At 61.1% G+C, this 23,005-nt stretch carries 22 protein-coding genes; 18 read left to right on the top strand and 4 right to left on the bottom strand.

Annotation, left to right across the window (positions count from 1 at the left end; translation table 11 throughout):
- The first annotated feature begins 140 nt into the window (after positions 1 to 140).
- The 15 genes from WD767_04015 to WD767_03945 all read left to right on the top strand — a co-directional run bounded on the left by WD767_04015 (position 141) and on the right by WD767_03945 (position 13,622).
- The gene (locus tag WD767_04015; protein ID MEX2615243.1) at positions 141 to 344 is read left to right on the top strand and encodes a dodecin family protein; all 204 of its coding nucleotides are present in this window, start codon (positions 141 to 143) and stop codon (positions 342 to 344) included.
- 92 nt (positions 345 to 436) lie between these two features.
- Entirely contained in the window at positions 437 to 1,081 is a 645-nt protein-coding gene (locus WD767_04010) for a hypothetical protein (GenBank protein MEX2615242.1), read from the top strand.
- Between the two features lie 173 nt (positions 1,082 to 1,254).
- Positions 1,255 to 1,839 carry a cytochrome c3 family protein gene (locus WD767_04005; GenBank protein MEX2615241.1) on the top strand — a complete coding sequence of 195 codons (585 nt, stop codon included), beginning with the start codon at positions 1,255 to 1,257 and terminating at the stop codon, positions 1,837 to 1,839.
- On the top strand, positions 1,823 to 4,816 hold the full coding sequence (locus WD767_04000) for a TAT-variant-translocated molybdopterin oxidoreductase (protein ID MEX2615240.1): 2,994 nt from the start codon (positions 1,823 to 1,825) through the stop codon (positions 4,814 to 4,816). Before WD767_04005 ends, WD767_04000 begins: the two co-directional genes overlap by 17 nt.
- A complete protein-coding gene (nrfD, locus tag WD767_03995; GenBank protein ID MEX2615239.1) occupies positions 4,809 to 6,188 on the top strand; it encodes an NrfD/PsrC family molybdoenzyme membrane anchor subunit in 1,380 nt (459 codons plus the stop codon). Before WD767_04000 ends, nrfD begins: the two co-directional genes overlap by 8 nt.
- Positions 6,185 to 6,712, top strand: a complete 528-nt coding sequence (locus WD767_03990; protein MEX2615238.1) for a DUF3341 domain-containing protein — start codon at positions 6,185 to 6,187, stop codon at positions 6,710 to 6,712. The genes nrfD and WD767_03990 overlap by 4 nt, the downstream gene beginning before the upstream one ends.
- Positions 6,709 to 7,248, top strand: a complete 540-nt coding sequence (locus tag WD767_03985; protein ID MEX2615237.1) for a cytochrome c — start codon at positions 6,709 to 6,711, stop codon at positions 7,246 to 7,248. Before WD767_03990 ends, WD767_03985 begins: the two co-directional genes overlap by 4 nt.
- Positions 7,245 to 8,402: a hypothetical protein gene (locus tag WD767_03980; GenBank protein ID MEX2615236.1), complete on the top strand. Its 1,158-nt coding sequence runs from the start codon at positions 7,245 to 7,247 to the stop codon at positions 8,400 to 8,402. Before WD767_03985 ends, WD767_03980 begins: the two co-directional genes overlap by 4 nt.
- Entirely contained in the window at positions 8,392 to 8,847 is a 456-nt protein-coding gene (locus WD767_03975) for a hypothetical protein (GenBank protein ID MEX2615235.1), read from the top strand. Before WD767_03980 ends, WD767_03975 begins: the two co-directional genes overlap by 11 nt.
- A complete protein-coding gene (locus WD767_03970) occupies positions 8,844 to 9,605 on the top strand; it encodes an SCO family protein (GenBank protein ID MEX2615234.1) in 762 nt (253 codons plus the stop codon). The genes WD767_03975 and WD767_03970 overlap by 4 nt, the downstream gene beginning before the upstream one ends.
- Entirely contained in the window at positions 9,602 to 10,546 is a 945-nt protein-coding gene (coxB, locus tag WD767_03965; protein ID MEX2615233.1) for a cytochrome c oxidase subunit II, read from the top strand. The genes WD767_03970 and coxB overlap by 4 nt, the downstream gene beginning before the upstream one ends.
- Positions 10,543 to 12,153, top strand: coding sequence for a cytochrome c oxidase subunit I (ctaD, locus tag WD767_03960; protein MEX2615232.1), 1,611 nt, complete (start codon positions 10,543 to 10,545; stop codon positions 12,151 to 12,153). The genes coxB and ctaD overlap by 4 nt, the downstream gene beginning before the upstream one ends.
- Positions 12,150 to 12,788 carry a cytochrome c oxidase subunit 3 gene (locus WD767_03955; GenBank protein ID MEX2615231.1) on the top strand — a complete coding sequence of 213 codons (639 nt, stop codon included), beginning with the start codon at positions 12,150 to 12,152 and terminating at the stop codon, positions 12,786 to 12,788. Before ctaD ends, WD767_03955 begins: the two co-directional genes overlap by 4 nt.
- Positions 12,785 to 13,036 carry a cytochrome C oxidase subunit IV family protein gene (locus WD767_03950; GenBank protein MEX2615230.1) on the top strand — a complete coding sequence of 84 codons (252 nt, stop codon included), beginning with the start codon at positions 12,785 to 12,787 and terminating at the stop codon, positions 13,034 to 13,036. Before WD767_03955 ends, WD767_03950 begins: the two co-directional genes overlap by 4 nt.
- A gap of 151 nt (positions 13,037 to 13,187) precedes the next feature.
- Positions 13,188 to 13,622, top strand: coding sequence for a DUF296 domain-containing protein (locus WD767_03945; GenBank protein ID MEX2615229.1), 435 nt, complete (start codon positions 13,188 to 13,190; stop codon positions 13,620 to 13,622).
- Positions 13,623 to 13,706: 84 nt separating this feature from the next.
- Here WD767_03945 and WD767_03940 read toward each other — a convergent pair whose 3' ends face one another.
- Entirely contained in the window at positions 13,707 to 14,333 is a 627-nt protein-coding gene (locus tag WD767_03940) for a superoxide dismutase (protein ID MEX2615228.1), read from the bottom strand.
- Positions 14,334 to 14,530: 197 nt separating this feature from the next.
- Here WD767_03940 and WD767_03935 point away from each other — a divergent pair, with 197 nt between their 5' ends.
- The 3 genes from WD767_03935 (at position 14,531) to WD767_03925 (ending at position 18,595) form a co-directional block, all read left to right on the top strand.
- Entirely contained in the window at positions 14,531 to 15,451 is a 921-nt protein-coding gene (locus tag WD767_03935) for a Ku protein (protein ID MEX2615227.1), read from the top strand.
- Between the two features lie 3 nt (positions 15,452 to 15,454).
- Positions 15,455 to 17,980 carry a DNA ligase D gene (ligD, locus tag WD767_03930; protein MEX2615226.1) on the top strand — a complete coding sequence of 842 codons (2,526 nt, stop codon included), beginning with the start codon at positions 15,455 to 15,457 and terminating at the stop codon, positions 17,978 to 17,980.
- 114 nt (positions 17,981 to 18,094) lie between these two features.
- Positions 18,095 to 18,595, top strand: a complete 501-nt coding sequence (locus WD767_03925) for a hypothetical protein (GenBank protein ID MEX2615225.1) — start codon at positions 18,095 to 18,097, stop codon at positions 18,593 to 18,595.
- A 555-nt stretch (positions 18,596 to 19,150) separates the two neighbouring features.
- Here the strand turns inward: WD767_03925 and WD767_03920 are convergent.
- The 3 genes from WD767_03920 to WD767_03910 all read right to left on the bottom strand — a co-directional run bounded on the left by WD767_03920 (position 19,151) and on the right by WD767_03910 (position 23,005).
- A complete protein-coding gene (locus WD767_03920; GenBank protein ID MEX2615224.1) occupies positions 19,151 to 19,585 on the bottom strand; it encodes a hypothetical protein in 435 nt (144 codons plus the stop codon).
- Positions 19,586 to 19,749: 164 nt separating this feature from the next.
- Complete coding sequence (locus tag WD767_03915; GenBank protein MEX2615223.1) at positions 19,750 to 22,011, bottom strand: xanthine dehydrogenase family protein molybdopterin-binding subunit; 2,262 nt, start codon at positions 22,009 to 22,011, stop codon at positions 19,750 to 19,752.
- On the bottom strand, positions 22,004 to 23,005 hold the full coding sequence (locus tag WD767_03910) for a xanthine dehydrogenase family protein subunit M (GenBank protein MEX2615222.1): 1,002 nt from the start codon (positions 23,003 to 23,005) through the stop codon (positions 22,004 to 22,006). The genes WD767_03915 and WD767_03910 overlap by 8 nt, the downstream gene beginning before the upstream one ends.

Genomic DNA, 23,005 nt, shown 5'->3' with positions numbered 1-23,005 from the left:
GAGTAACCGGACGCAAGTATTGCGTCCGGTTACTCGGTTCGGCGGCGCCGGGCCGGCGGGAAATATCGAACCGTGATTCCGGAACAAGACGCCAGGGTCCGCGTTGACCTGATATCAAACATGGCAAAAGGAGAATACCAATGACGGTTGCGCGCACGACGGAAATTTCATCGACATCGACAAAGGGATTCGAGGACGCCATCAACGAAGGCCTGACACGCGCGGCCAAGACGGTCCGCAATATGAAGGGCGCGTGGGTGAAGGAACAGGAAGTCGTCATCGATAACGACCGGGTGTCCGAATACAAGGTCCATATGCTGGTTACGTTCGTTCTCGACAATTAACAGCGCCTGGACCGACGGCAACCGGACGAAATATCGCGGCATGCCGGACCGCGCCGGTTTCATGGAAAGCCAATCGGAAAGAAAGGCTGAACATGGCGAAGATTTCCGCCACTTCGATACTTTCAGCGATGGTGATCGGGTTCTGTCTTGTCTGGCCGTTGCGATCGTTCAGCCAGACGGACAGGCCGATCATGCTGAGCGCCGTTATTGACGCTCCGGTGATGCTGGAGCCGGAGGGGCGTGGCTATTACAACCCCCAGCCGCAGATCGGGGCTGTCACGGATGCTCTCATTCCTTTGGAGGGCGGAGGACAAATCAAGGTGATTCTATCCGTTGAAGAACCGGAAATCATAGACGCGGACGGCGTGATTATCCCGTGGAATGAGCTTTATTACGACATTGACCGCAAGGCCTTTCTGTATCGGGGCAAACCAGCCGAGCTGGGGAAGTTCGACCGGTATTACGGACCGGTTTCCGGCACGCTTGGCGTGCGCGACGGCGTTCTCGCTTCGAAGCTTTTTTCTGCCGACATTCTGCTGGATACGGGAGAAAATTCAGGGTCCGTCGCGGATATCGCGTTGGCGCGCGACGGCGAGCCCCAACGCCTTCTCTACAGCCGGGGCGCGAAGACAGCGTCGCGTGATTGGGCCACTGTCCGGATCCGTCGCGAACGCCCCTACAACCCGGTGCAGTCGGATGTCGACGCGGTGATCGAGCTTGACGGCGTGAGCCGGTAGACCGTCGCGACAACCGGCTGTCAGGGTCCTGACGTCATGGAACCGATATGGTCACGAGTTGTGCTGAATTCAGTAGGTAAGGGGTCAATCCGAGGGAGGAGACAGCGCAGGTTTTCAAGCCATACGCGAACGGCGTTGCCCGGTTCGTTTTGTTTGGAATCGTGGCGGCGGCGGTGGCCGTGCTCCTGATCGCGACGCTGGCGCCGCGTTCCGGCTTTTACACGAACACGGCACAGGCGCGGGAACAGCCGGTTCCGTTCAGTCACGCGCACCATGTAGGCGGCCTTGGGATCGATTGCCGTTATTGCCACAATAGTGTCGAGGTGTCTGCGTTTGCAGGGCTGCCCGCGACCGGCGTGTGCATGACCTGCCACTCACAAATATGGACCAACGCCGCCATGCTTGCGCCGGTCCGCGATAGCCTCGCCACCGGTCAGCCGCTGGAATGGAAACGCGTCAACAGCGTACCGGATTTTGTCTACTTCAACCATGCCATCCACCTGAAGACCGGCGTTGCCTGCGTAACGTGTCACGGGCAGGTGGACGACATGCCGCTGATGGTTCGGGAACATCCCCTGACCATGGACTGGTGCCTGGATTGCCACCGCGATCCGGCGCCCAGACTTCGGCCGCCGTCGTCGGTTTTCGACATGAGGTGGAAGCCGCCACGCAATCTGGAGGCCATTCAGGCGGCGCTCATGACAACCAACGACATTCGCCGCGAAAAGATGATGGATTGCTATGCCTGTCATCGCTAATTCCTCCGCCCGGAAATCCTGCAGTTTCGATACGCTGCGCCGTCGTCTCGGCCAACGGCAGGAACCCTGGCGCGGACTCGATGAACTGGCGGACAGCGATGCATTCCGTGAATACCTCGCATCGGAATTTCCTGCCGCCGCGGCATCAATGGACGGAATTTCGGACCGGCGAACGGTCCTGAAGCTGCTCGGCGCTTCCCTGGCGCTGGCGGGCCTCTCCGGGTGCGACGAGGCGGAAAGCATCGTACCCTATGTAAATCAGCCGGAGAATGTGATCCCCGGAAAGCCCCGTTATTACGCCACGACGCTGGCGAGTGGCGGCTATGGCATCGGCGCCCTCATCGAAACGCATGAGGGCCGTCCTACCAAGGTCGAAGGCAATCCTGACCATCCGGCGTCACGGGGGGCAACCGACGCTGTGATGCAGGCGGCCGTGCTTGCCGCTTTCGACCCGGATCGGTCTCAATGGCCCACGCGGGATGGGCGACCGATAAGTTTCCAGGCATTGCAACGGGCCCTCGCGGGACTGTCTTATGAAATCGCCGAAACCAGAGGACGCGGTTTCGCCATTCTACTCGAGCCAACGACGTCGCCCACACTAAAACGTCAATTGCAGGCATTGCGGTTGCGTCTGCCGGAAGCGCGGGTATTTCTCCACGATCCATTGGGCGGCGTGTCAACGGATACGGCCACTCGACATGTATTCGGCCGCGACCTTGCACCGATCTACCGGTTCGACAGGGCCGACGTGGTTCTGTCGCTCGACGCCGATTTCCTGAACGAAACGCCGGGGCGCCTGGCCTATGCCCGCGATTTTGCGGCGCGGCGCCGGGTCCGCCATCCGGCAGACGACATGAGCCGCGTTTACGTCATCGAATCGACCCCGACAATCACCGGCGCCACGGCCGACCACAGGATCGCCGTGAAACCGAGTGCCGTGGACAGCATGGCGGCGTATCTCGAGGCGCGCGGTAGAGATCCGGTGGCGGACACGGAACCGCCGGGCGATCCGGCATGGTTCGCCGCTCTCGCCAGCGACCTCGAAGAGGCGGGCCGGAACGCTCTGGTTGTCCCCGGTGCGAACGCCACTACCGCAACCTGCGAGGCGGCAATGCGGATGAATGTCCGGCTCGGCTCGGTGGGGCATACCGTTGCATTCATCGATCCCCCGCATCGACTTGCGGCAGATGGCGACCTCGCGGATTTCTGTTCCGGGATTCGCGCCGGACGGATCGATGCCGCCCTGGTCCTGCAATCCAACCCGGTCCATACGGCGCCCGCCGAACTGGACGTAGCCGGGGCGCTTGACCGCGTCCCCCGCCTCTTCCACCTGGGACTTTACCAGGACGAAACGGCGTTGCACGCAAAGTGGCACATCCCCGCCACCCATGAGATTGAGAGCTGGGGCGACCTGCGCGCCTTCGACGGTACGGCCTCGATAATCCAGCCGCTCATTCGTCCGCTCTACAACGGAATCGGCGTGCACGAGGTCATTGCCGCGATCTCGGGCGAAGCCAGCCCGGACGTCCGCACGATCGTGCGGGAAAGCTGGGCCGAGCGAATGGACGAGACAGCCTGGCGGAAAAGCCTGAAACGCGGTGTTGTTGCCGACAGCGCGTTTCCCGCGATTGATATGCCGCCGCCGCGCCGCCGCGACGAACCGGTGCAGCAGACCCGGCAAACGGGACTGGAACTGCGGTTCGTGCCGGATCCCTTCCTTTGGGACGGGCGGCACGCCAATTCGGCAATGCTGCAGGAATTGCCCCGGCCCATAACAAAGCTGGTATGGGGGAATGCCGCGCTGCTGTCGCCCGCTACGGCGGAAGAACTTGGTGTCGGGAACGAGCAGGTTGTGCGGATCAGCCATGCCGGGCGCACGCTTGAGGCGCCCGTGTGGATCGTCCCCGGCCATCCGGACGAAACGGTGACGCTCTCACTTGGCCATGGGCGGCAACAGGCCGGTACGGTGGCGGCGATGGCGTCGGGATACGACGCCTTCCTGTTGAAGCCGTTGAATGCATCCTCGATCGTTGCCGGCGCAACCGTCGAACCGACCGGCGGGCGCATTCGTGTCCTGACGACCCAGCACCATCAGGCCATGGAGGGCCGCCATATAGTCCGTCATACGTCCCTCGAAAAGTTCCGCGCCAATCCCGGCTTCGTCAACGATGGCGTCCCACCCGCACCGACCAGATCACTCTATCCCCGATGGCGCTATCCCGGCGAATCCTGGGGCATGTCGATTGACCAGAGCACCTGCATCGGCTGCATGTCCTGTGTCGCCGCCTGTCAGACGGAAAACAACATCGCGACCGTCGGTCCGGACGAGTGCGCGCGCGGGCACGAATTGCACTGGCTGCGCGTGGACCGATATTACCACGGTTCGCTGGACACGCCTGATACCTTCTTCCAGCCGGTCCCATGCATGCATTGCGAGAAGGCGCCGTGCGAGACCGTTTGCCCGGTCAATGCGACAGTTCATACCCATGACGGCCTGAACGCCCAAGTCTACAACCGTTGCATCGGCACACGGTACTGCTCGCAGAACTGTCCCTACAAGGTCCGGCGGTTCAACTTCCTGCAATATGTCGACTTCGACAAGGAAACCGCCGGACCGCAGCAGGCCGCGCGTAATCCTGACGTCAGCATACGCTCTCGCGGCGTGATGGAAAAATGCACCTATTGCGTCCAGCGCATCAGCAAGGCCCGCATCGATGCCCAGCTTGAAGACCGTGCAATCGACGACGGTGCCGTTATCACCGCGTGCCAGCAGGCCTGCCCGACCGAAGCGATCGTTTTCGGGAACATCAACGATGCCGACTCACGCGTCGTCGAAGAAAAGGGCGCGGCGCACAGCTACGCATTGCTCGCGGAACTGAACACCCGACCGCGGACCACTTATCTCGGCAGGATCGGCAATCCGAATCCGGAACTGGCGCGGCAACGTAAAGCTGCCAAAGGGGATTCCAATGGCTGAACCTTTGCCGCAAGGCGGACTGCCGCCCGATCCGCCTCCGGTCCTGCGCGGGACACACGACTTTCCTGAAATCACCCGGCGAATAAGCTCCATCGCGTTGCAAGGCCGCCTGCCGCGCCTGTTCTGGCCATGTTTCCTCGCTGCGTTTTTGCTGGTCCTGCTCTTTCTGTACTCGATCACGTACCTGTTCAGCGTCGGCGTCGGCGAATACGGGATCAACATCCCCGTGGCCTGGGGCACGATGATCAGCAATTTTGTCTGGTGGATCGGCATAGGACATGCCGGAACCCTGATTTCCGCAGTGCTGCTCCTGTTACGGCAGCCCTGGCGGGCGTCGATCAACCGCTTCGCCGAGGCGATGACACTTTTTGCCGTTGCCATCGCGGGACTGTTCCCGATCCTCCATCTCGGCCGGCCATGGTATTTCTACTGGCTGCTCCCCCTGCCCAACACCCATATGCAATGGCCGCAATGGCGCGGCCCGCTGGTCTGGGATTTCGCCGCCATCGCGACTTATGCGACCATTTCATTGCTCTTCTGGTATATGGGGCTGCTGCCTGACCTGGCCATCCTGCGCGACCGCGCAAGAAGCCGGGCAGGCCAGCTTTTCTACGGCATTCTGGCGCTGGGATGGCGCGGCTCCGCCTATCACTGGGCGCGTTTTGACACGAGTTACTATCTGCTTGCCGCCCTGGCGGCGCCGCTGGTCGTGTCCGTACACTCGATTGTGTCGCTCGATTTCGCCTACGCGATGATCCCGGGATACCACTCGACGATTTTCCCGCCTTATTTCGTCGCCGGCGCCCTCTATTCGGGCTTCGCCATGGTGCTGACAATCGCGATTCCGCTACGCCGCGCGTTTGCGGTCGAGGATATTATCACGAACCGCCACATCGATAACGCCGCGAAGATCATGATCGCCGCAGGCTTGTTCGTGGCCTATGGCTACGCGAACGAAGCCTTTTTCGCATGGTATTCGGGAGAAGCGTTCGAGCGCCACATGATGTGGAATCGCGCCTTCGGTTCTTATGGGGTCCTGTTCTGGTCGATGCTGTTCTGCAATGTCGTGGTGCTGCAGGCCCTCTGGTTTCGGCGCATCCGGTTCAATATGGCGGCGCTGTTTGTCATCGCCCTGCTGATCAACATCGGCATGTGGCTCGAGCGCTATGTCATCGTGGTCACGGGCCCCAGCCGCGACTACCTTCCATCGTCGTGGAATGAACAGTCCCTGACCTGGCTCGATTTCGGAATCCTGTTCGGTTCGCTCGGCACGTTCCTGGCGCTGATTTTCCTGTTCATCCGGATCCTTCCGGCGATCACCATTTTTGAAGTCGAGGAGTTGGCGCACGAGACGCAGGGAGCCGGACCATGAGTTGCTACGGTCTCCTGGGCGAGTTTCCCGACCCTGAAACGCTGACGTCGGCGGCGCGCCGGATGCGGGAATCCGGTTACCGTCGCATGGACGCGTTTTCACCGTTTCCGATCGACGGATTGGCGGCGGCGCTCGGCATGCGAAAGACGCGCCTGCCCTGGGTCGTGCTGGCCGGCGGCGTGATCGGGGCGGCGGCCACCTATGGTCTCGTCTGGTATTCCCTTGCGATAGACTACCCGATCAATGTCGGCGGGCGACCGCTGCACGCCTGGACGCCCTTCGTCGTCCTTGCCTTCGAAGGCGGTATCCTGGGGGCCGGACTCTCGGCGTTTTTCGGCATGCTGGCGGCAAACGGACAGCCGGAATACTACCATCCCGTTTTCAATGCGAAGAAGTTTTCCTACGCGCGCGGCGGCGGGTTTTTCCTGCTGGTCGAGGCGGCGGACCCGCGTTTCGACAGGGCTGAGGTGGCGCGGAATCTCGCCGCTGTCGAAGCCATCTCAATCGAGGAGATTGCCCGATGATGCGCGCGTTCGCAGCGGCTTTCGGGGCGATCCTTATCGCCGGCTGCGACCAGCAGATGGAAGACATGCCGCGGTCGGAGCCGCTGGAGGCAAGTCCCGTCTTCCGGGATGGGATGTCCGCCCGGCTTCCCGTTCCAGGCACCGTCGCGCGCGATGACGACATCGGCCCGCAGCGAACCAGCCTGCCGGACCGTCCCGGCATGGCATATCTCGAACAGGGACAGAAGCACTACAACATATTCTGTGTACCCTGCCACGACATGTCGGGAACCGGAAAGGGTATCGTCGTCCAGCGCGGTTTTCCCGAACCGCCAAGCTTCCATCTGGCTGCCCTGAGAATGGCGCCGGACGTTCATTTCTACAACGTCATCACGGCGGGCTATGGCGCGATGCATCCCTATGCCGACCGGGTGCCGCCTGAAGACCGCTGGGCCATCGTCGCCTATATCCGGACCCTTCAGCTTGCCCATCATGCACCGCTCGACATGCTGCCCGATGCGCTGCGTCGACAACTCGATCAGGGGGCCGGACGATGATGGAAAGCCGCCTGGCAACCGGATGCTGTCTCATTGTCGTCGCGGTTGCGGCGGCGGGTATCGTCGGCTGTGGCGTCGGGTTCATGTTCGACGGTCCCGCCACGGTTGCCGCATGGATGACGATGGCCCTGTTTGTCCTCGGCCTGTCGCTTGGCGCCATTACGGTGCTGATGATCCACATGCTGACGGGCGGCGCCTGGGGCCGCGCGATGTACGTGCCCTTACGCGCCGCCGTCACGGTGCTGCCGCTGGGACTGCTTCTGCTCCTGCCGGTAGCCGGTTCGCTCGGTCTCGTTTTTCCCTGGGCCGATGGCGATCTGTCCGGCCTCTCGGAAACGGCTCGTCGCAAGCTCGCCTATCTCAACACGCCGTTCTTCCTGGTGCGGTTTGCCGTCTGCAGTGTCCTGTGGCTCTGCTTGGCATGGCTTGTCCTGCGATGGACCCTGACGGCGGACACGGCGGCCGGGACCGTCACCCGGCGACGATACCACCAGCGGAATGCCGCGATAGGGCTGATAGTGCATGTCATCGCCATTTCCGTGTTCTCCGTGGACTGGATGATGTCGCTCGAACCGGAGTTCTACTCGAGCATGTATCCGTTGCTCGAAATTTCAGGGCAGATGGCTGCCGCTCATGCGCTGGCGATCCTTGTTCTGGCTGCCCTCGACACACCGATACAGGCGGCTGACGACAGACCCGGCGTCTCCGTTCGCGAGGACACGGCAAACATGCTTTTCGGCTTTGTGCTGATATGGGTCTATCTTGCCTTCATGCAGTGGCTGATCGTCTGGGCGGCCGACCTGCCGATTGAAATTCACTGGTATCTCCTGAGAGTCGAGGGCGGGTGGCGCTACATTCTCTGGCTGCTGATCATCCTTCATTTTGCAGTTCCATTTGCCGCTTTCCTTAATCGCGCGGTGAAGCGCTCCCGGTCCGGCGTCATGGCGCTGGGATGCATCATCCTGATCGGCCATTTTCTTGATGTGCTATGGCGGGTTCGGCCGCCTGTCTGGCGCGACAGCGCAATTGCCGGATGGATTGACGGATCGGCCCTGCTGGCAGCCGGCGGGTTGTTCTCCCTCGCATACCTGGTTGCCCTGTCGCGATCGGACCGGATCGATTCCTGGTTGGGGAGGCGCGCCCGTGCCGGATAATTCCAGGCAACCGGAGAGCCGCGACGTCTCCCCGAAGGCGCTGATCGTCTTCGGTGTCGGTTTGATTCTCTTCCTCGTGGCGTCGCTGACCCTTCTGGCCCTGTTCTTCGACACGGCGGCGCGGTGGCCTTCGACTGTCGTCGAACAGCAAGGGTCCGGTCCGCTTCTTCAGCGGTCGCCAAAATCCGAACTCGCGGCCTTTCGGCAGCGCGAACAACAGGCGCTGACGACCCTGGGCTGGGTTGACCGGGATGCCGGCATAGCGCGGATACCGGTTGCCGACGCCCTGCGCATCGCGGCGGAGAACGGCTTTCCGGACTGGGGACAGAAGGCCGCAAATGCGGATGGGGATTGCCGGTTTCTCATGGCTGCCGTGCCACGCGCCCCGCAGGCAGCACGGTGCCGTTCGGCAATCCGGCAGCAATTGGAAGGAGGCGTCGAATGAGACGCGCCACCGCCCTGTTGCTGGTCGCTCTCGCCACCTGGTCTGGCGCCAGCGCCTATACCCGACCCGAATTCACGCCGGAAATCGGCGCGACCCTGTCGCTGGACAGTCCATTTCGTACAGGCGACGGTCAGGCGATATCCCTGAAAGAGGCGCTTGCCGAAAAACCTGCCCTGATGATTTTCGGATACGCCAAGTGTCCAAATCTTTGCGGCGTCGCGCAGACGGCAGTCGCAAACGCCCTGTCGGAAACGGGATTGGACGAGCGCGACTACAATGCCCTGTTCATCTCCATCGACAGCAACGAAACCTCCCGGGACGCCCGCGAAGCGCGGGCCAAACTCGCGGATGCCACGGATGAGGATGTCGTCCGGCCGTGGCGGTTCCTCACCGATGCCGGGGGCGCCGGCGCGCGCCTCGCTCGCGAGTCCGGCCTGACATTCCAGACGCGCACCCATGCCGGGCAATTCGTACACCCGATAGCGATTTTCGCCCTGACGCCCGACGCGCGGATTGCGCGTGTCCTGCCCGCCATGGCGTTTGAGGCGCGCGATCTCCGCCTTGCTCTCGTGGAGGCCTCGCGGGGCCGGCTGGGATCGGTCGCAGATCAGGTGTTCCTTCTGTGCGCAGGGTTCGACGACTCAAAGGGTCGATACACCTCTGTCGTCATGGCATCGCTGCAGATTGGCGGATTCCTGACCGTGCTCCTTCTCTCCCTAGCCATCCTTGTCCTCCTGTTCCGGAGGAACCGGTCATGAACGACCAGATACGGTTCATACCGGAAAGCGCCGCCGCAGGGGCGGCTGGCATAGACACGCTGTTCTATACCCTGGTGGCGTTTTCGTTCGGCATCGGCCTCTTTCTGACGATTCTCGTTGTCGGATACGCCGTGCGTTATCGCGCCGGCAGCAGCGCGGACCGCTCCGGCAGGCGGACACGCAACCTGCGGCTGGAAATCGGCTGGACCAGCACGTCGTTCCTGGTCGCCCTGGGACTGTTCGTATGGGGCGCTGTCTTGTTCCTCGACCGGGACAATCCACCCGCCAATGCGCTGGAAATCTCGGCGATCGGCAAACAGTGGATGTGGCAGTTCCGTCATCCCGGTGGCCAGCGGGAGATCAACGAGCTTCATGTTCCTGTCGATCAGCCGGTTGTCGTATCGATGGCATCCCAGGACGTCATCCACTCATTCTATGTGCCGGCATTTCGGGTCAAGCAGGACGTTGTGCCCGGCCGCGCAAGCCATGTCTGGTTCACTGCGACCAGGCCGGGTCGTTACCGCCTGTTCTGCGCTGAATTCTGCGGCACCGAACACTCGGCGATGGGCGGTTTCGTCATTGTGATGGAGCCGGCGGCATTCGCCGAATGGCTGGAACTGCAGGGTGAAGGCGAATCGCTTGCACAGGCAGGCGGAAGGCTGTTCCGCGCGCTCGGCTGCTCCGGTTGTCACGGCGATTCGAGCCAGGTCCGCGCGCCGCGGCTCGACGGTGTTTTCGGCCGTCCGGTGGCTCTTTCGAACGGTACGGCAACGATAGCCGATGACCGTTACATCCGCGACTCGATCCTGATGCCGGACAAGGAGATCGCTGCCGGGTACGAACCGGTCATGCCGAGTTACGACGGCCTCATCGATGAATCGGAACTGCAGATGCTCACCGAATATGTCCGGTCCCTGTCGCCCGGGGAGAGCGTGCAATGACGCAGACCGCCGCCACGCCGGAATCCTATTTCCAGGAAGGCTCGGGCGTTCGTTCGTGGCTGCTGACGACCGACCACAAGCGGGTCGCCTGGCTGTATCTCGCGTCGTTGACAATGTTCTTCTTCGTTGGCGGCGCCATGGCGGTAATAATGCGGCTCGAACTGGCCACGCCGGCGGGCGATCTGGTCACCGACGACGTCTACAATCGTCTCTTTTCGATCCACGGCATCATCATGATCTGGTTCTTCCTGGTGCCGTCAATCCCCGCCACGCTGGGCAATTTCCTGCTGCCGCTCATGCTCGGCGCCCGGGACCTGGCGTTTCCCCGCCTGAACCTCGCGAGCTGGTACGTGTTCATGGTCGGCAGCCTGTTTGCGCTGTTCGCCGTGATTGCCGGCGGCGTCGACACCGGCTGGACCTTCTACACGCCCTATTCCAGCCTCTATTCCAACAGCTTTGTCAGCATCGCGGCGCTCGGCGTGTTCATCGTCGGCTTCTCCACGATCATGACAGGCATCAACTTCATCGTGACGATCCATTTGCTGCGCGCACCGGGCCTCACCTGGTTCAGGCTGCCAATCTTTGTCTGGACGATGTATGCGACCAGCCTCGTGATGGTTCTCGCCACGCCGGTTCTGGCCGCGGCGCTCATCCTGATCGTCCTCGAACGGGTCTTCGGAATCGGCGTTTTCGACCCGGCGCTTGGCGGCGATCCCCTGCTGTTCCAGCACCTCTTCTGGTTCTATTCGCATCCCGCCGTGTACATCATGATCCTGCCGGGCATGGGGGTCATTTCGGAGATTATTCCCTGTTTCAGCCGGCGTCCGCTGTTCGGCTACAAGGCGGTTGCCCTGGCCAGCATGGCCATAGCGATATTTGGCTTCCTCGTCTGGGGCCACCACATGTTTGTCAGCGGCCAGTCCGCCTACGCCGGAATCGTTTTTTCCTTCCTGTCATTTTGCGTCGCAATTCCGTCGGCCATAAAGGTATTCAACTGGAGCCTCACGCTGCGCAAGGGGGTTATCAGTTTCGAAACGCCGATGCTGTATGCCCTGGGATTTCTCGGACTATTCACCTTTGGCGGCCTTACCGGGCTTTTTGTCGCCTCGCTCGCGGTCGACGTGCATCTTCACGACACCTATTTCGTCGTCGCCCACTTCCATTACATCATGGTCGGCGGAATGGTGACGGCCTACATGGCCGGGCTGCATTTCTGGTGGCCGAAGATGACGGGTCGGCTCTACTCCGAGCTGTGGGGACGAATCGCGGCGGCGACGACCTTCATCGGATTCAACCTCACCTTTTTCCCGCAATTCGTGCTCGGCTATCTCGGCATGCCGCGGCGCTATCATGCCTATCCGCCGGAGTTCAGTTTCTGGCATGTGCTGTCCTCCGCAGGGGCTGTGGTGCTGGCCGTGGGCTATCTGATGCCGCTCTTTTATCTGGGCTGGTCAGTGTTCCGGGGGCCTCGCGCCACGGACAACCCGTGGAATGCGACCGGTCTCGAATGGCGGACGTCGTCGCCGCCCGCTGTGCATAACTTCGATGAACTGCCGCGTGTCTCAGGTCCACCCTATGCCTATCCGCCACCGGAAGAGGGACCATGACCGACAACACGCAGAGCGAGGCCTTCAGGATCGCGGCGCGGGAGCGGGCAGCCGACGCTTTCGCAATGTGGATCTTTCTTGGTTCGGAAGCGATGCTGTTCGGCGCATTGCTGCTGGTCTACCTCACCGCAAGGCTTGAACATGCCGAGACATTTTCTGCCGCGTCGCAGCACCTTTCCCTGCCTCTGGGGACCTTCAATACGGCCGTGCTGATCACCAGCAGCCTGACGATGGCCCTCGCCCACGCGTATTCACGGAAATCCAATTGGCGCCCCTGCGTATTGGCCATGACCGCAACGGCATGCCTTGGCACGGCGTTCCTGGCGATAAAGGGTTACGAATATTACAGCGAATTCCGCGAGGGGCTGGCGCCGGTTCTCGGGTTGGCGTTCCGTTACGAGGGGCCGGAACCGGTCCACGCCGAATATTTCTTCAATCTCTATTTCACGATGACATCGCTGCACGCGGCCCACCTGCTCGGCGGGCTCGTCGCCATGCTGTGGATACTGGGCATGTGGCGCCGGACAGGCGATGCGGGCCGCGGACGGCGGATACTGGCGATGGGGCTGTACTGGCATTTCGTGGATATCGTCTGGGTCTTCCTGTTTCCGATCCTCTACCTGATAGACCGATGAGCGAGACCGGCAAACTTTTCATGATCTATGGGGCGCTCATGGCGCTGCTCGGTCTGACCGTCGGATTTTCTTTCGTGGAACTCGGCGTATTCAACGCCGTTCTCAACATCGTTATTGCGGCGGGCAAAGCCACGCTGATTGCAACACTGTTCATGCACCTGTCTTCGCACGGGATGTTGCCACGGCTCGCCGTTGCCGCCACGGGCCTGTGGCTGGCGATCCTGTTCGGCCTGACGCTGATCGCGTGAGGGGACTCCAGCCAAACACGATCTGATCGGAGGCGGCGTGACAGGAGAGCCTGTCCCATGCACAGGGCGTCCCGGATTGCGGAACAGCGAACGCCCGTTGCCGTTAATAAAACGAGAGACTGGCCAATTCAGAAACAAGCGGGTCCATGGAATGTTCAGCAAGAAGATCTCCGAAAAGCCGAAAACCTTCGCCCTGATCCTGGAGACGGGAGACGACGTCCTCGACGAACTGCGGCAATTCGCGACGAGAGAACATCTCACGAGCAGCAGCTTCAAGGGTATCGGCGCGTTTTCCTATGTCAGGACCACCTGGTTCAACTGGGAGACTCGGGAGTATGAAAACGCCGCGGAATTCAACGAGCAGGTCGAAGTCCTGACCCTGACAGGTGATATCGCCCTGGACGAAGAGGGGAAGCCGGCGCTGCATTGCCATCTGATCGTTGGCAGACACGATGGAACGGCGCATGGCGGCCATCTTGCCAAGGCTATTGTCCGGCCAACCCTGGAAATTATCCTGACGGAACATCCGGTCCATCTTCAGAAGCAGTACGACCGTCGTTCCGGATTGTCCCTCATCCGCTGCTAGGTCAGGTCATGGTTGTTGAATTCGCCTGTGGCGATCCAGCAACCATGACCTGACCTGTCTTATCGATGATCCAGCAACGCTGGTTCAACCGACGCCGCGCCGTTTTTCCGTCGACTCCGAGGCAGCCAGTTGCTCGGCGACGAAATTCCAGTTGACCAGATTGTCAAGGAAAGCATCCACGAACTTGGGCCGCTCGTTCTGATAATCGAGGTAATAGGCGTGCTCCCAGACATCGCAGGTCAGGACAGGCTGAAGACCCGAAACAATTGGCGTTTCAGCGTTAGACGTGCTTGTAACCTCCAGCGTTCCGTCGCGGAGTACGAGCCACGCCCAGCCGCTTCCAAACTGCCCGGTCGCTTTCTCCCGAAACTCCTTCTTGAAACCATCGAGACCGCCAAAGGCATTTTCAATCGCATCCATGGTTTCGCCTTCGGGCGCACCGCCGCCGTTCGGTGTCATGCACTGCCAAAAGAAGCTGTGGTTCCACGCCTGCGCAGCATTGTTGAATAGCGCCGTGTCCTTGTCACGCGCTGCCGCAACGACAATCTCGTACAGCTCCTTGCCTTCGTGGGGCGTTCCTTCAATCAGGCCGTTCGCCTTGTCGACGTAACTCTTGTGATGCTTTCCGTGATGGAACTGAAGCGTCCGTTCAGACATGTGTGGCGCCAGGGCATCTAGGGCGTATGGTAATTCCGGAAGACTGATGGGCATTGATTTCTCCTTCTGTCGCGTCGAAATCCTGTGTTCGATGAACGTGGGATTTTGCGTCATCTACGCAGTGAACGCCGCGGCCGACGGAAGGTTCCGTTCGCGCGGGCACTGACTTGCGCCGATTCCGGCCCGCGTATCGCCTGTTTCAATACCCGATAGCGGAACCGGCGGATGGTTCTGTCCGTTACTGCGCTATCATGGCGGCCAAGAAAACCACACCATCGTCTTCGGCCCGGAAGAAGACGACACGGTCATCCAGTCACGCCGGTCGAGGTATCGAAGGCAGGCGTCCGTCCTGGTCCGGTAACCTGCGTCTGGCATTGGTGTCGGTACCCGTGAAGTTGTACCCGGCGACACAGGGCGGCCAGCATATCAGCTTTCACCAGATCCATGAACCGTCGGGGAAACGCATCCGCTACGAAAAAGTTGTCCCGGGGATCGGTCCTGTCGATACCGACGACATCGTGAAGGGATACGAACTGGAGAAGGGAAAATATATCCTGATCGACCCCCACGAACTTGAGGATATAAAATTGGAAGCCAGAAAGACGCTGGATCTCGTGCAGTTTGTCGGCCATTGCGAAATCGACCCTATCTGGTTCGATCGGCCCTATTACGTCGTCGCCGACAATGAATTGGCCGAAGAGGCCTATGGCATCCTGCGCGAGGCGCTCCGGTCATCGGAACGGGTCGGGATCGGGCAATTTGTCATGCGGGGTCGTGAGTATATCGGCGCGCTGAAGCCGTCCGGGCAGGGCATGTTGCTGGAAACGCTGCGTTTCGACGATGAGGTGCGGAGTGCGGCGCCATATTTTTCAACGCTTTCGGACACCCGTCCGGACAAGGAACTCCTGGATCTGGCGAAGGAACTTATCGAGCGAAAATCCGCCGCATTCGATCCGACAAAGTTCAAGGACAGCTACACCGCTGCGGTACGCGAGTTGATCGATGCAAAAGCGAAGCGGAAGAAAGTCGTCAGGGTTGACGAGGAGGAAGGCGCGTCCGGCGGCGCGAATGTGATTGACCTTGTTGAAGCGCTGAAGCGAAGCGTTAGCGGGGCGAAGTCGGACAAAAACCGCCGGTCGTCCTCCGGTGGCCGGCAAAAAAAGACCGGATGATTCATGGCCTCCTCCCGGAATCGCCAAAGGGCGAGTGCTCTCGATGTTTACAATCGCAAGCGCCGATTCGGCGAAACGCCTGAGCCGAAAGGGAATGTAAGCCGCGCCCGGAAGGGGAATCTTTATGCCATTCAGAAGCACGCTGCTCGCCGGCTTCATTACGACCTGCGCCTGGAACTGGATGGCGTCCTGCTGAGTTGGGCCATCACGAAAGGCCCAAGCCTGGACCCCTCGCAAAAGCGCCTGGCGGTCCGTACGGAAGACCATCCTCTGGAATATGCAAGATTCGAGGGGCGCATTCCCGACGGCCAGTACGGTGCGGGCCCGGTACTCCTGTGGGATGAAGGAAACTGGATGCCGGACGATGATCCCCGGGAAGGCCTGAAGGCAGGAAAGCTGACCTTTCGATTGAACGGCGAGCGGCTGAAGGGCGGATGGGCGCTTGTTCGCTTCAAGGGAAAGGGATCGGAAAAGCGGGAAAACTGGCTGCTCATAAAGGAAGATGACGAATTTGCCGACCGTGAAACCGACGTCACCGGGGCGGCGACGGACAGCGTGGCTTCGGGCCGCACCATCGATGCCATTGAGACGCATCCCGAAGTACAGCGGGAGAGCGGCGGCAGAACGAACAGGCGTCGCAAGACCGGCGGCGCACCGCTGCCGGCGTTTCACAAACCCGCATTGGCCACACTGGTAGACGAAGTACCTGAGGGTGACGTCTGGCGGTTCGAGGTGAAGTTCGACGGATACCGGACAATCGCCGCGGTTTCCGGTGACGTAGCACATCTGTACTCGCGGAGCGGCCTCGACTGGACAGCGCGTTATCCGAAAATCCCGGATGCGTTGTCTGCGTTGAATCTGAATGGCGTACTACTCGATGGAGAGGTCGTCGCTATCGACGGAAACGGTCGTTCGGACTTTGGTCTGCTGCAGGACGCGCTTAAATCAGGTTCGGGCAATCTGTCGTATTTTATATTCGACCTTCTTGCCGACGGCGGCAGCAGCCTTGTTCGCCAACCCCTTACGCAGCGGAAAGCACGGCTTAAGGAACTGCTGAGCGATCTGCCGCGCAAGGGACCGCTCTATTACGTCGACGACGTTTCGGATGGCGCGACATTATTGGACACACTGTGTGACAGGGGCTGGGAAGGCATCATTGCCAAGCATATGAACGCGCCTTACCGGCCGGGGCGCGGACGTAAATGGCTGAAGGTAAAATGCAGCAAGGATCAGGAGTTTGTCGTTGTGGGATGGTCGCCGTCGAGCAAGGGTCGGCCGTTTGCTTCGATCCTGCTGGGTCAATACCATGGCGACAGGCTCGTGTATGCCGGCCGCGTCGGAACCGGGTTCAGCGAATCGGAATTGGGCAGGCTGGCGACGCGGTTCCGCGCCCTGTCGCGAAAGACGTCACCGCTGGATACGCCGCCACCAGGTGCGATAGCCAAATCCGCCCGATGGATCAGGCCCGAGCTTGTGGCCCAGATCGCCTTTGCGGAATTCACCCGGGATGGCCTCGTCCGGCACGGAAGGTATCTGGGGCTGCGCGAAGACAAGAAGCCAATGGAAGTCACAGCAGAGCGGCCGATCAGGCCCGTGGACCAAGATGAGGTGGACAGGATGCCAGATGCGGAGGACAAGACAGTTGCCGGGATCCGCCTGACCCACCCGGATCGCGTCCTGTTTCCCAGGCAGGGCATAACGAAACACGGTCTCGCGGAATATTTTGACGCCGTTGGAGAGCGCATGCTTCCCTATTGCGGGAACAGGCTCGTGAGCCTTGTTCGATGCCCGCAGGGTCGCCAAAAAAGCTGTTTCTTTCAGCGTCATGCGGGGTCGGGATTGCCGTCCGATCTCAAATCGATGGAAATTCCCGCGAAATCCGGCGGCACGGAAAGCTATCTCTATCTGACGCGAAAGGCCGGCCTCGTCGCCGCGGCACAGATGGGTGTCCTGGAAATACATGTCTGGGGGTCGCGGATCGACGATATCGAGCGGCCGGAACGAATTGTATTCGATCTTGATCCGGGTCCGGGGATCGATTTCTCCGAGGTAAAAGATGCAGCAACAGACATGCGGGATGCGCTGGATGCCCTCGGTCTGAAATGCTTTCCGTTGCTCACGGGCGGCAAGGGCATTCATGTGGTTGTACCGCTCATGCGGCGTCACGAATGGCCTGTCGTAAAAGCGTTCGCAAAAGCGCTTGCGGAACGGTTTTCCGATCATGACCCCGAACGATTTACGGCGACCATGAGCAAGGCCAGGCGAACGGGACGCATCTTCATCGATTACCTGCGCAATTCAAGGAGCGCAACGGCAATCGCGCCCTATTCTCCGCGCGCGCGGGAGGGAGGGCCTGTCGCATGGCCGGTGTCGTGGGACGTGCTGGGCGACTTCAGTGCGGCGAACATTGTCACAATCGACAAGGGCCGGGAGCGCCTTGCAGGACGGGATCCATGGGAAGGGTACGGTAGCGTTCGCCAGGGCCTGAAACAATCCGCATTGAACGCGTTGAATGTAAAAGCGGCATGATCCGCGGTTGCCGCAACAACGGCGCAGCGCGCGCGCCGGGAATGTCGCAAACCAGGAACCAACGCCCCTGGGCAACCGTTTACTTCGAATGTTCGCAGTAACCGGAGAATCCCAATGGCGGAAAGAACGCTGGAATGTTTTGGCGGCAACGTTATGTGCTTGCTACGCCGTATGACAGTTTACGGGTTACTGGGCGCCGGTATCGCTGCGGCGCCGGCGTCCGCCGAAACATGCCTCGAACAGGCGCACGAAATAGCTGACATCTACGGGCTTTCGATTGATCCGCCGGATATCGGCCGGGAAAACGTGCCGGGAACCGAGGCGCCGGACGAGGCGCCGCCGCAAGGGGGCGTATTCGAGCCCGCGCCCACTGGTGACCAGGGAGTCATGGAACCGCCTGACGACCGACGCTACGGCATGCCCACCACGCCGGACGTAAACGGTGGCGCAAAACCCGCAGAAAATCAGGATCTGGCAGGACTGAATCCGTCTGACCGGATCCTGCTGGAGTCGATCCTTATTGCCGCCCGGGCAGAAGCCAAAAGAGGCAATGAAATCGATTGTTACAACCAGCTCGAAAAAGCCGGAAAGGTAATTCAGCGGCAAGTGCGGTAATTCCGGATGACCTTGAGCAATGTGCGGTTCAGCACCGAAAATTCGAAAGGCCTTCGGAACCGTGCAGGCTGTTTCGCGTTTGATTTTAAGGCGTCTCCGTCGATGGCGGAGCCCGGGAGAATTCCCACCGACCCCAACGAGAGGGGGAAAATGATGCGCTACCTGATTTCTGTTAGAGCAATTCCCAGGCCGATTGAACCGGTCTGCTACCGACGACGATGACGCGGACCCGCGTCGCCCGACCTGCCGTCGCTCAGTGATTAAGTCTCGGTCTGCATGAATGGCGATCGGTCGAATATCCACATGTCCGCATGCAGGCGGGTCTGAACAATCTTTAATTTTACCGGCTGATTTGTGTATTGAAAGAGAGGGGAGACATGGAGTTTATGTTGTTAATGGTTATCGCTGCCCTTATCGCCATTCTGGCGTGCTACATTGGACGAAAAATGGACACCACAAAATAAAGACAAGTGAATTATAAACCTGTGCCCGGCAGGCCGGGCAGTCATTTAAACCGGGCGAGCGCATAGGGGATGGTCAGGTAAAGGCAGCCAGTTATAGCGGTTCTATCTCGTAGTTCCTTGCCGGCGCCTTGCGTGCGTCATCGCGTTGCCCGGGCTGCAGTACCTTGCGAAGCCGGGCCATGGAAACGGGCTTGCTCAGGATAGGCCCCTCTGGCATCGTCGCGCGCACCAGCCTTTCATCGCAGCCGGTAACGTAGATGAACGGGATGGACCGATCGCAGAGTTCCTGGGCTACGTCCGTCGCAAGACTTTCTTCCAGTTCCACGTCGACCAGGGAAAACTCGACGTCGCCATTGGATATCAGTGCGATCGCTTCTTCCACTGTCTTCACAGGCCCTATCACTTCATGGCCCAGCCGCCATAACGCGTCTTCCAGATGCATGCCAACGAATACATTGTCCTCAACGATAAGCACCTTCACGACGACATCCCGGTTATTGGCACTATAGTATTGAAACGAGCTCATCGGGGGTTTTGTTCCGGTGATTCCTGTCCGATACCGGAATTTAATACCGGACGATACGGATGCTGTGTCGGCCATCCGGTCGGATCACGGCCAGCCGCATGCACACCGCCGCCCCGCGTCCGTCTGGCCGGAAGCGGGCGCGTCGCGGACGGTGGCGCGGGCCGTCATCCGGTTTCGAGCAGGTCTTCAATCCTGATGGGGAAATGGCGCACGCGCTTTCCCGTGGCGTGATAGACGGCATTGGCAACTGCGGCGTTTGTGCCCACGTTTCCCAACTCTCCGAGCCCCTTTACGCCGGCGGGATTCACTTCGTTGTCTTCTTCGGGAACAAACAGAACATCAACCTCGCCGATATCCGCGTTGACCGGCAGCAGGTAATCCTGCAGGTCCCGGTTGACGTAGCGCGCGGTATGGGGATCGATCTGGGTTTCCTCCAGCAGCGCGCAGCTCATGCCCCAGATCATGCCGCCCATCAACTGACTGCGCGCCGTGCGCGGGTTCATGATCCGACCGGCGGCAAAGGCGCCGGTCATTCGCGGTACGCGTATTTCCCGGGTGCGCGAGTGCACGCGGACCTCGACGAATATTGCGCCGAACGCATACATAAGCTTGCTGCCCATATACTCGCCGACCATGCTGGTTTTGCCGTCGTAAAGCTTGCGGATTGCGTCATCGGGCGCCCCCGCGGGTACGAACTCGGCATATTCCTCGATCATGCCGGCCCCCATGGACCTGAACACTTCCTCGATTCCAAGGATGCGGTTTTCACCGGCCCTGACCGCGCCGTCTTTTATCCGGAACGAGTCGGGGTCTCCGTTGCCAAGACGGCTGTCCGCGGGTGCGGCGCGAAACAAACGGTCGCGGATGCGATCGCAAGCCTGCATCACCGCCGAACAGACGCTTGCCGTACTGTTCGAACCGCCGGATACCGGCGCCGGGGGCAGGTCGGTGTCGCCCATCGCGACCGAAACGGACGACAGCGGCACGCCCAGCCGCTCGGCGGCCATCTGGGCGGCGACCGTTCGAATCCCCGTGCCAATCTCGTGCGAGGCGCTCTCCACCAGGACGCTTCCGTCCGCCCCGAAGCGCACCCGCGCCGTCGCGGCGGCAACGTGTGTCGGATACGTGGCGGTGGCGCAGCCGAACCCCACAAGCCATTCGCCGTCGCGCATGGATCGCGGGGCCGGGTTGCGGCGCGACCAGCCGAACGCATCGGAAGCGGCATCGTAACACTGCATCAGGGAACGGCTGGTGTAAGTCTTTCTGGAAACCGGGTCGATATCGGTGTCGTTGATCCGGCGCAATGCCACCGGGTCGATCCGGAGCTTTTCGGCCAGTTCGTCCAGCGCCGTTTCCAATGCGAAAACGTATGGCGTTTCCGGCGGCGACCGCATGTAACCGGGGGTCTGGCGATCCGTTCGCACGGCATATGTGCGCGCACAGACGGCGTCATAACCATACAGACGAACCGTAAGGTCGTTTCCCCCGGTGATATAGTCGTCCGTGCGTGACGTCAGCTCCCAGCCGTCATGGCCGAATGCGGCGATCCGCCCGTCCCGGTGCGCCCCTATCCGCACGCGCTGACGCGTTTCCGCGCGGTAGCTCGTTGTGGTGTAACCCTGCATGCGCGTGGCAACGCAGCGGACGGGCCGGCCGAGGCGCCGGGCCGCAACCGCGACGATGGCCGTACGCGGTGTGATCGGTCCTTTCGAACCGAAGCCGCCGCCGACATACGGGCTGATCACACGCACCAGGCCGGGCTCGATCCCAAGCTGGGCGGCAATCTGTCCCCGGAAGCCAAACACGTTCTGGCTCGGCTCATAAACCGTGAGGCGGCCTTCCTCCCAAACGCAGGTCGTGGAGAACAGCTCGATGGCGTTATGGGTCTCGGATGCCGTATGATATTCCAGATCGAGCTGGACAGGCGCATCGGCGAAAATGGCGTCGAAGTCGCCTGTCGACACCGCGCTGTCCTCGTCCTCCTCAACCTCGACTCCATCAGCCGAAAGGGTGCCGGCGGCCGGTTCGCGGGCATAGGTAATCGCAACGGCCTCGGCGCCCTCGCATGCGGCCTCGTAACTTTCGGCAACCACGAGGGCGACAATCTGGCCGTCATGGACGATGTCCTGCGTATGCAGGGGGCCGAGCGATGTAAAACTGGATGTCCCGAAGCCGGGCGGGTTCACACCCTCCATATCGCCATGACTCAGGATATCGAGCACGCCTGGAACAGCCCGCGCCGCATCCATGTCGACCGCCTCAATCCGGCCGCGGGCGATATCGCTCGTTACCATTACGGCGTGGGCAAGGCCGCGCAACCGGAAATCGGCGGCGTAGCGGCATGCGCCGGTGACCTTGAGACGCCCGTCGATACGCGGCGGCGCCATGTCCGCTTCGCCCCGGGACGATCGGGTCGTATCATCCATCCCCGATCTCCATCGTGACGGTTTCAAGCAGTGCGCGCATGACGGTCTGCCTGCCCAGCGTCAGCTTGAACCCGTTGCGATCGCGTGTTTCTGCGTCGGCAAATGCGCACTCGGCCGCATCCCGTGCAGCGGCTTCGTCGAGCTTGCGCCCGCGCAGGAGGGCCTCCGACTGCCGCGCCCGCCATGGGACCGTTGCGACGCCGCCGAGGGCAATTCGTACGTCGCGCACGATGTCGCCGTCGAGATCGAGCGCAACGGCCGTCGATGCCTGCGCAAACTGATACGAGGCCCGGTCGCGTATCTTTACGAAGCGTGACCGCCGGGTATGCGGGCCTGCCGGTACCGAAAAGAAGGTAATCAACTCGCCAGGATCGAGGATCGTCTCGATTTCCGGGGAATTGCCGGGCGGACGGTGCAGGTCGGCGAAGGCGATAATCCGGCCGCCGCCTCGGCTCATCGTTTCCACCGTCGCGTCCAGCACGATAAGCGCCTGTGCGAGATCCCCCGGATAGGCCGCGATACACGCATCGCTTACGCCAAGGATGGCGTGTTCGCGGTTGATGCCGTTGAATGCGGCGCAGCCGCTTCCCGGATCCCGCCGATTGCAGGGCCACGACCGTTCGCGCAGATATTCGCATCGCGTTCGCTGCAGGACATTGCCGCCAAGGCTTGCCATGGCGCGAATCTGGGGCGACGCGGCGAGGCGCAACGCGTCGACGATAACGGGATAGCTGCGACGGATTTCGGGATGCGCCTCGGCATCGGCCATTCGAACCAGCGCCCCCAGCCGCAATTCCTCCGGGTTCGCCCGGATCGTTCCGGGATCGCCTTGCGCCAGGGAATTGATGTCGATCAGCGCCTCGGGACGCTCGACGCCGAGCTTCATATAGTCGATCAGGTTGGTGCCGCCGGCAATGAACCGGCAGTTGTCCGATTGTGCCGAGATCGCCGCATCGCGCGCGGTTTTTGCGCGTTCAAAGCTGAAGCGCTGCAT

It is taken from the genome of Alphaproteobacteria bacterium (genome assembly GCA_040905865.1).
GTDB lineage: Bacteria > Pseudomonadota > Alphaproteobacteria > UBA8366.
Note: the sequence above shows the minus strand (reverse complement) of the source record. Positions and strands in the feature narration are given on the sequence as shown.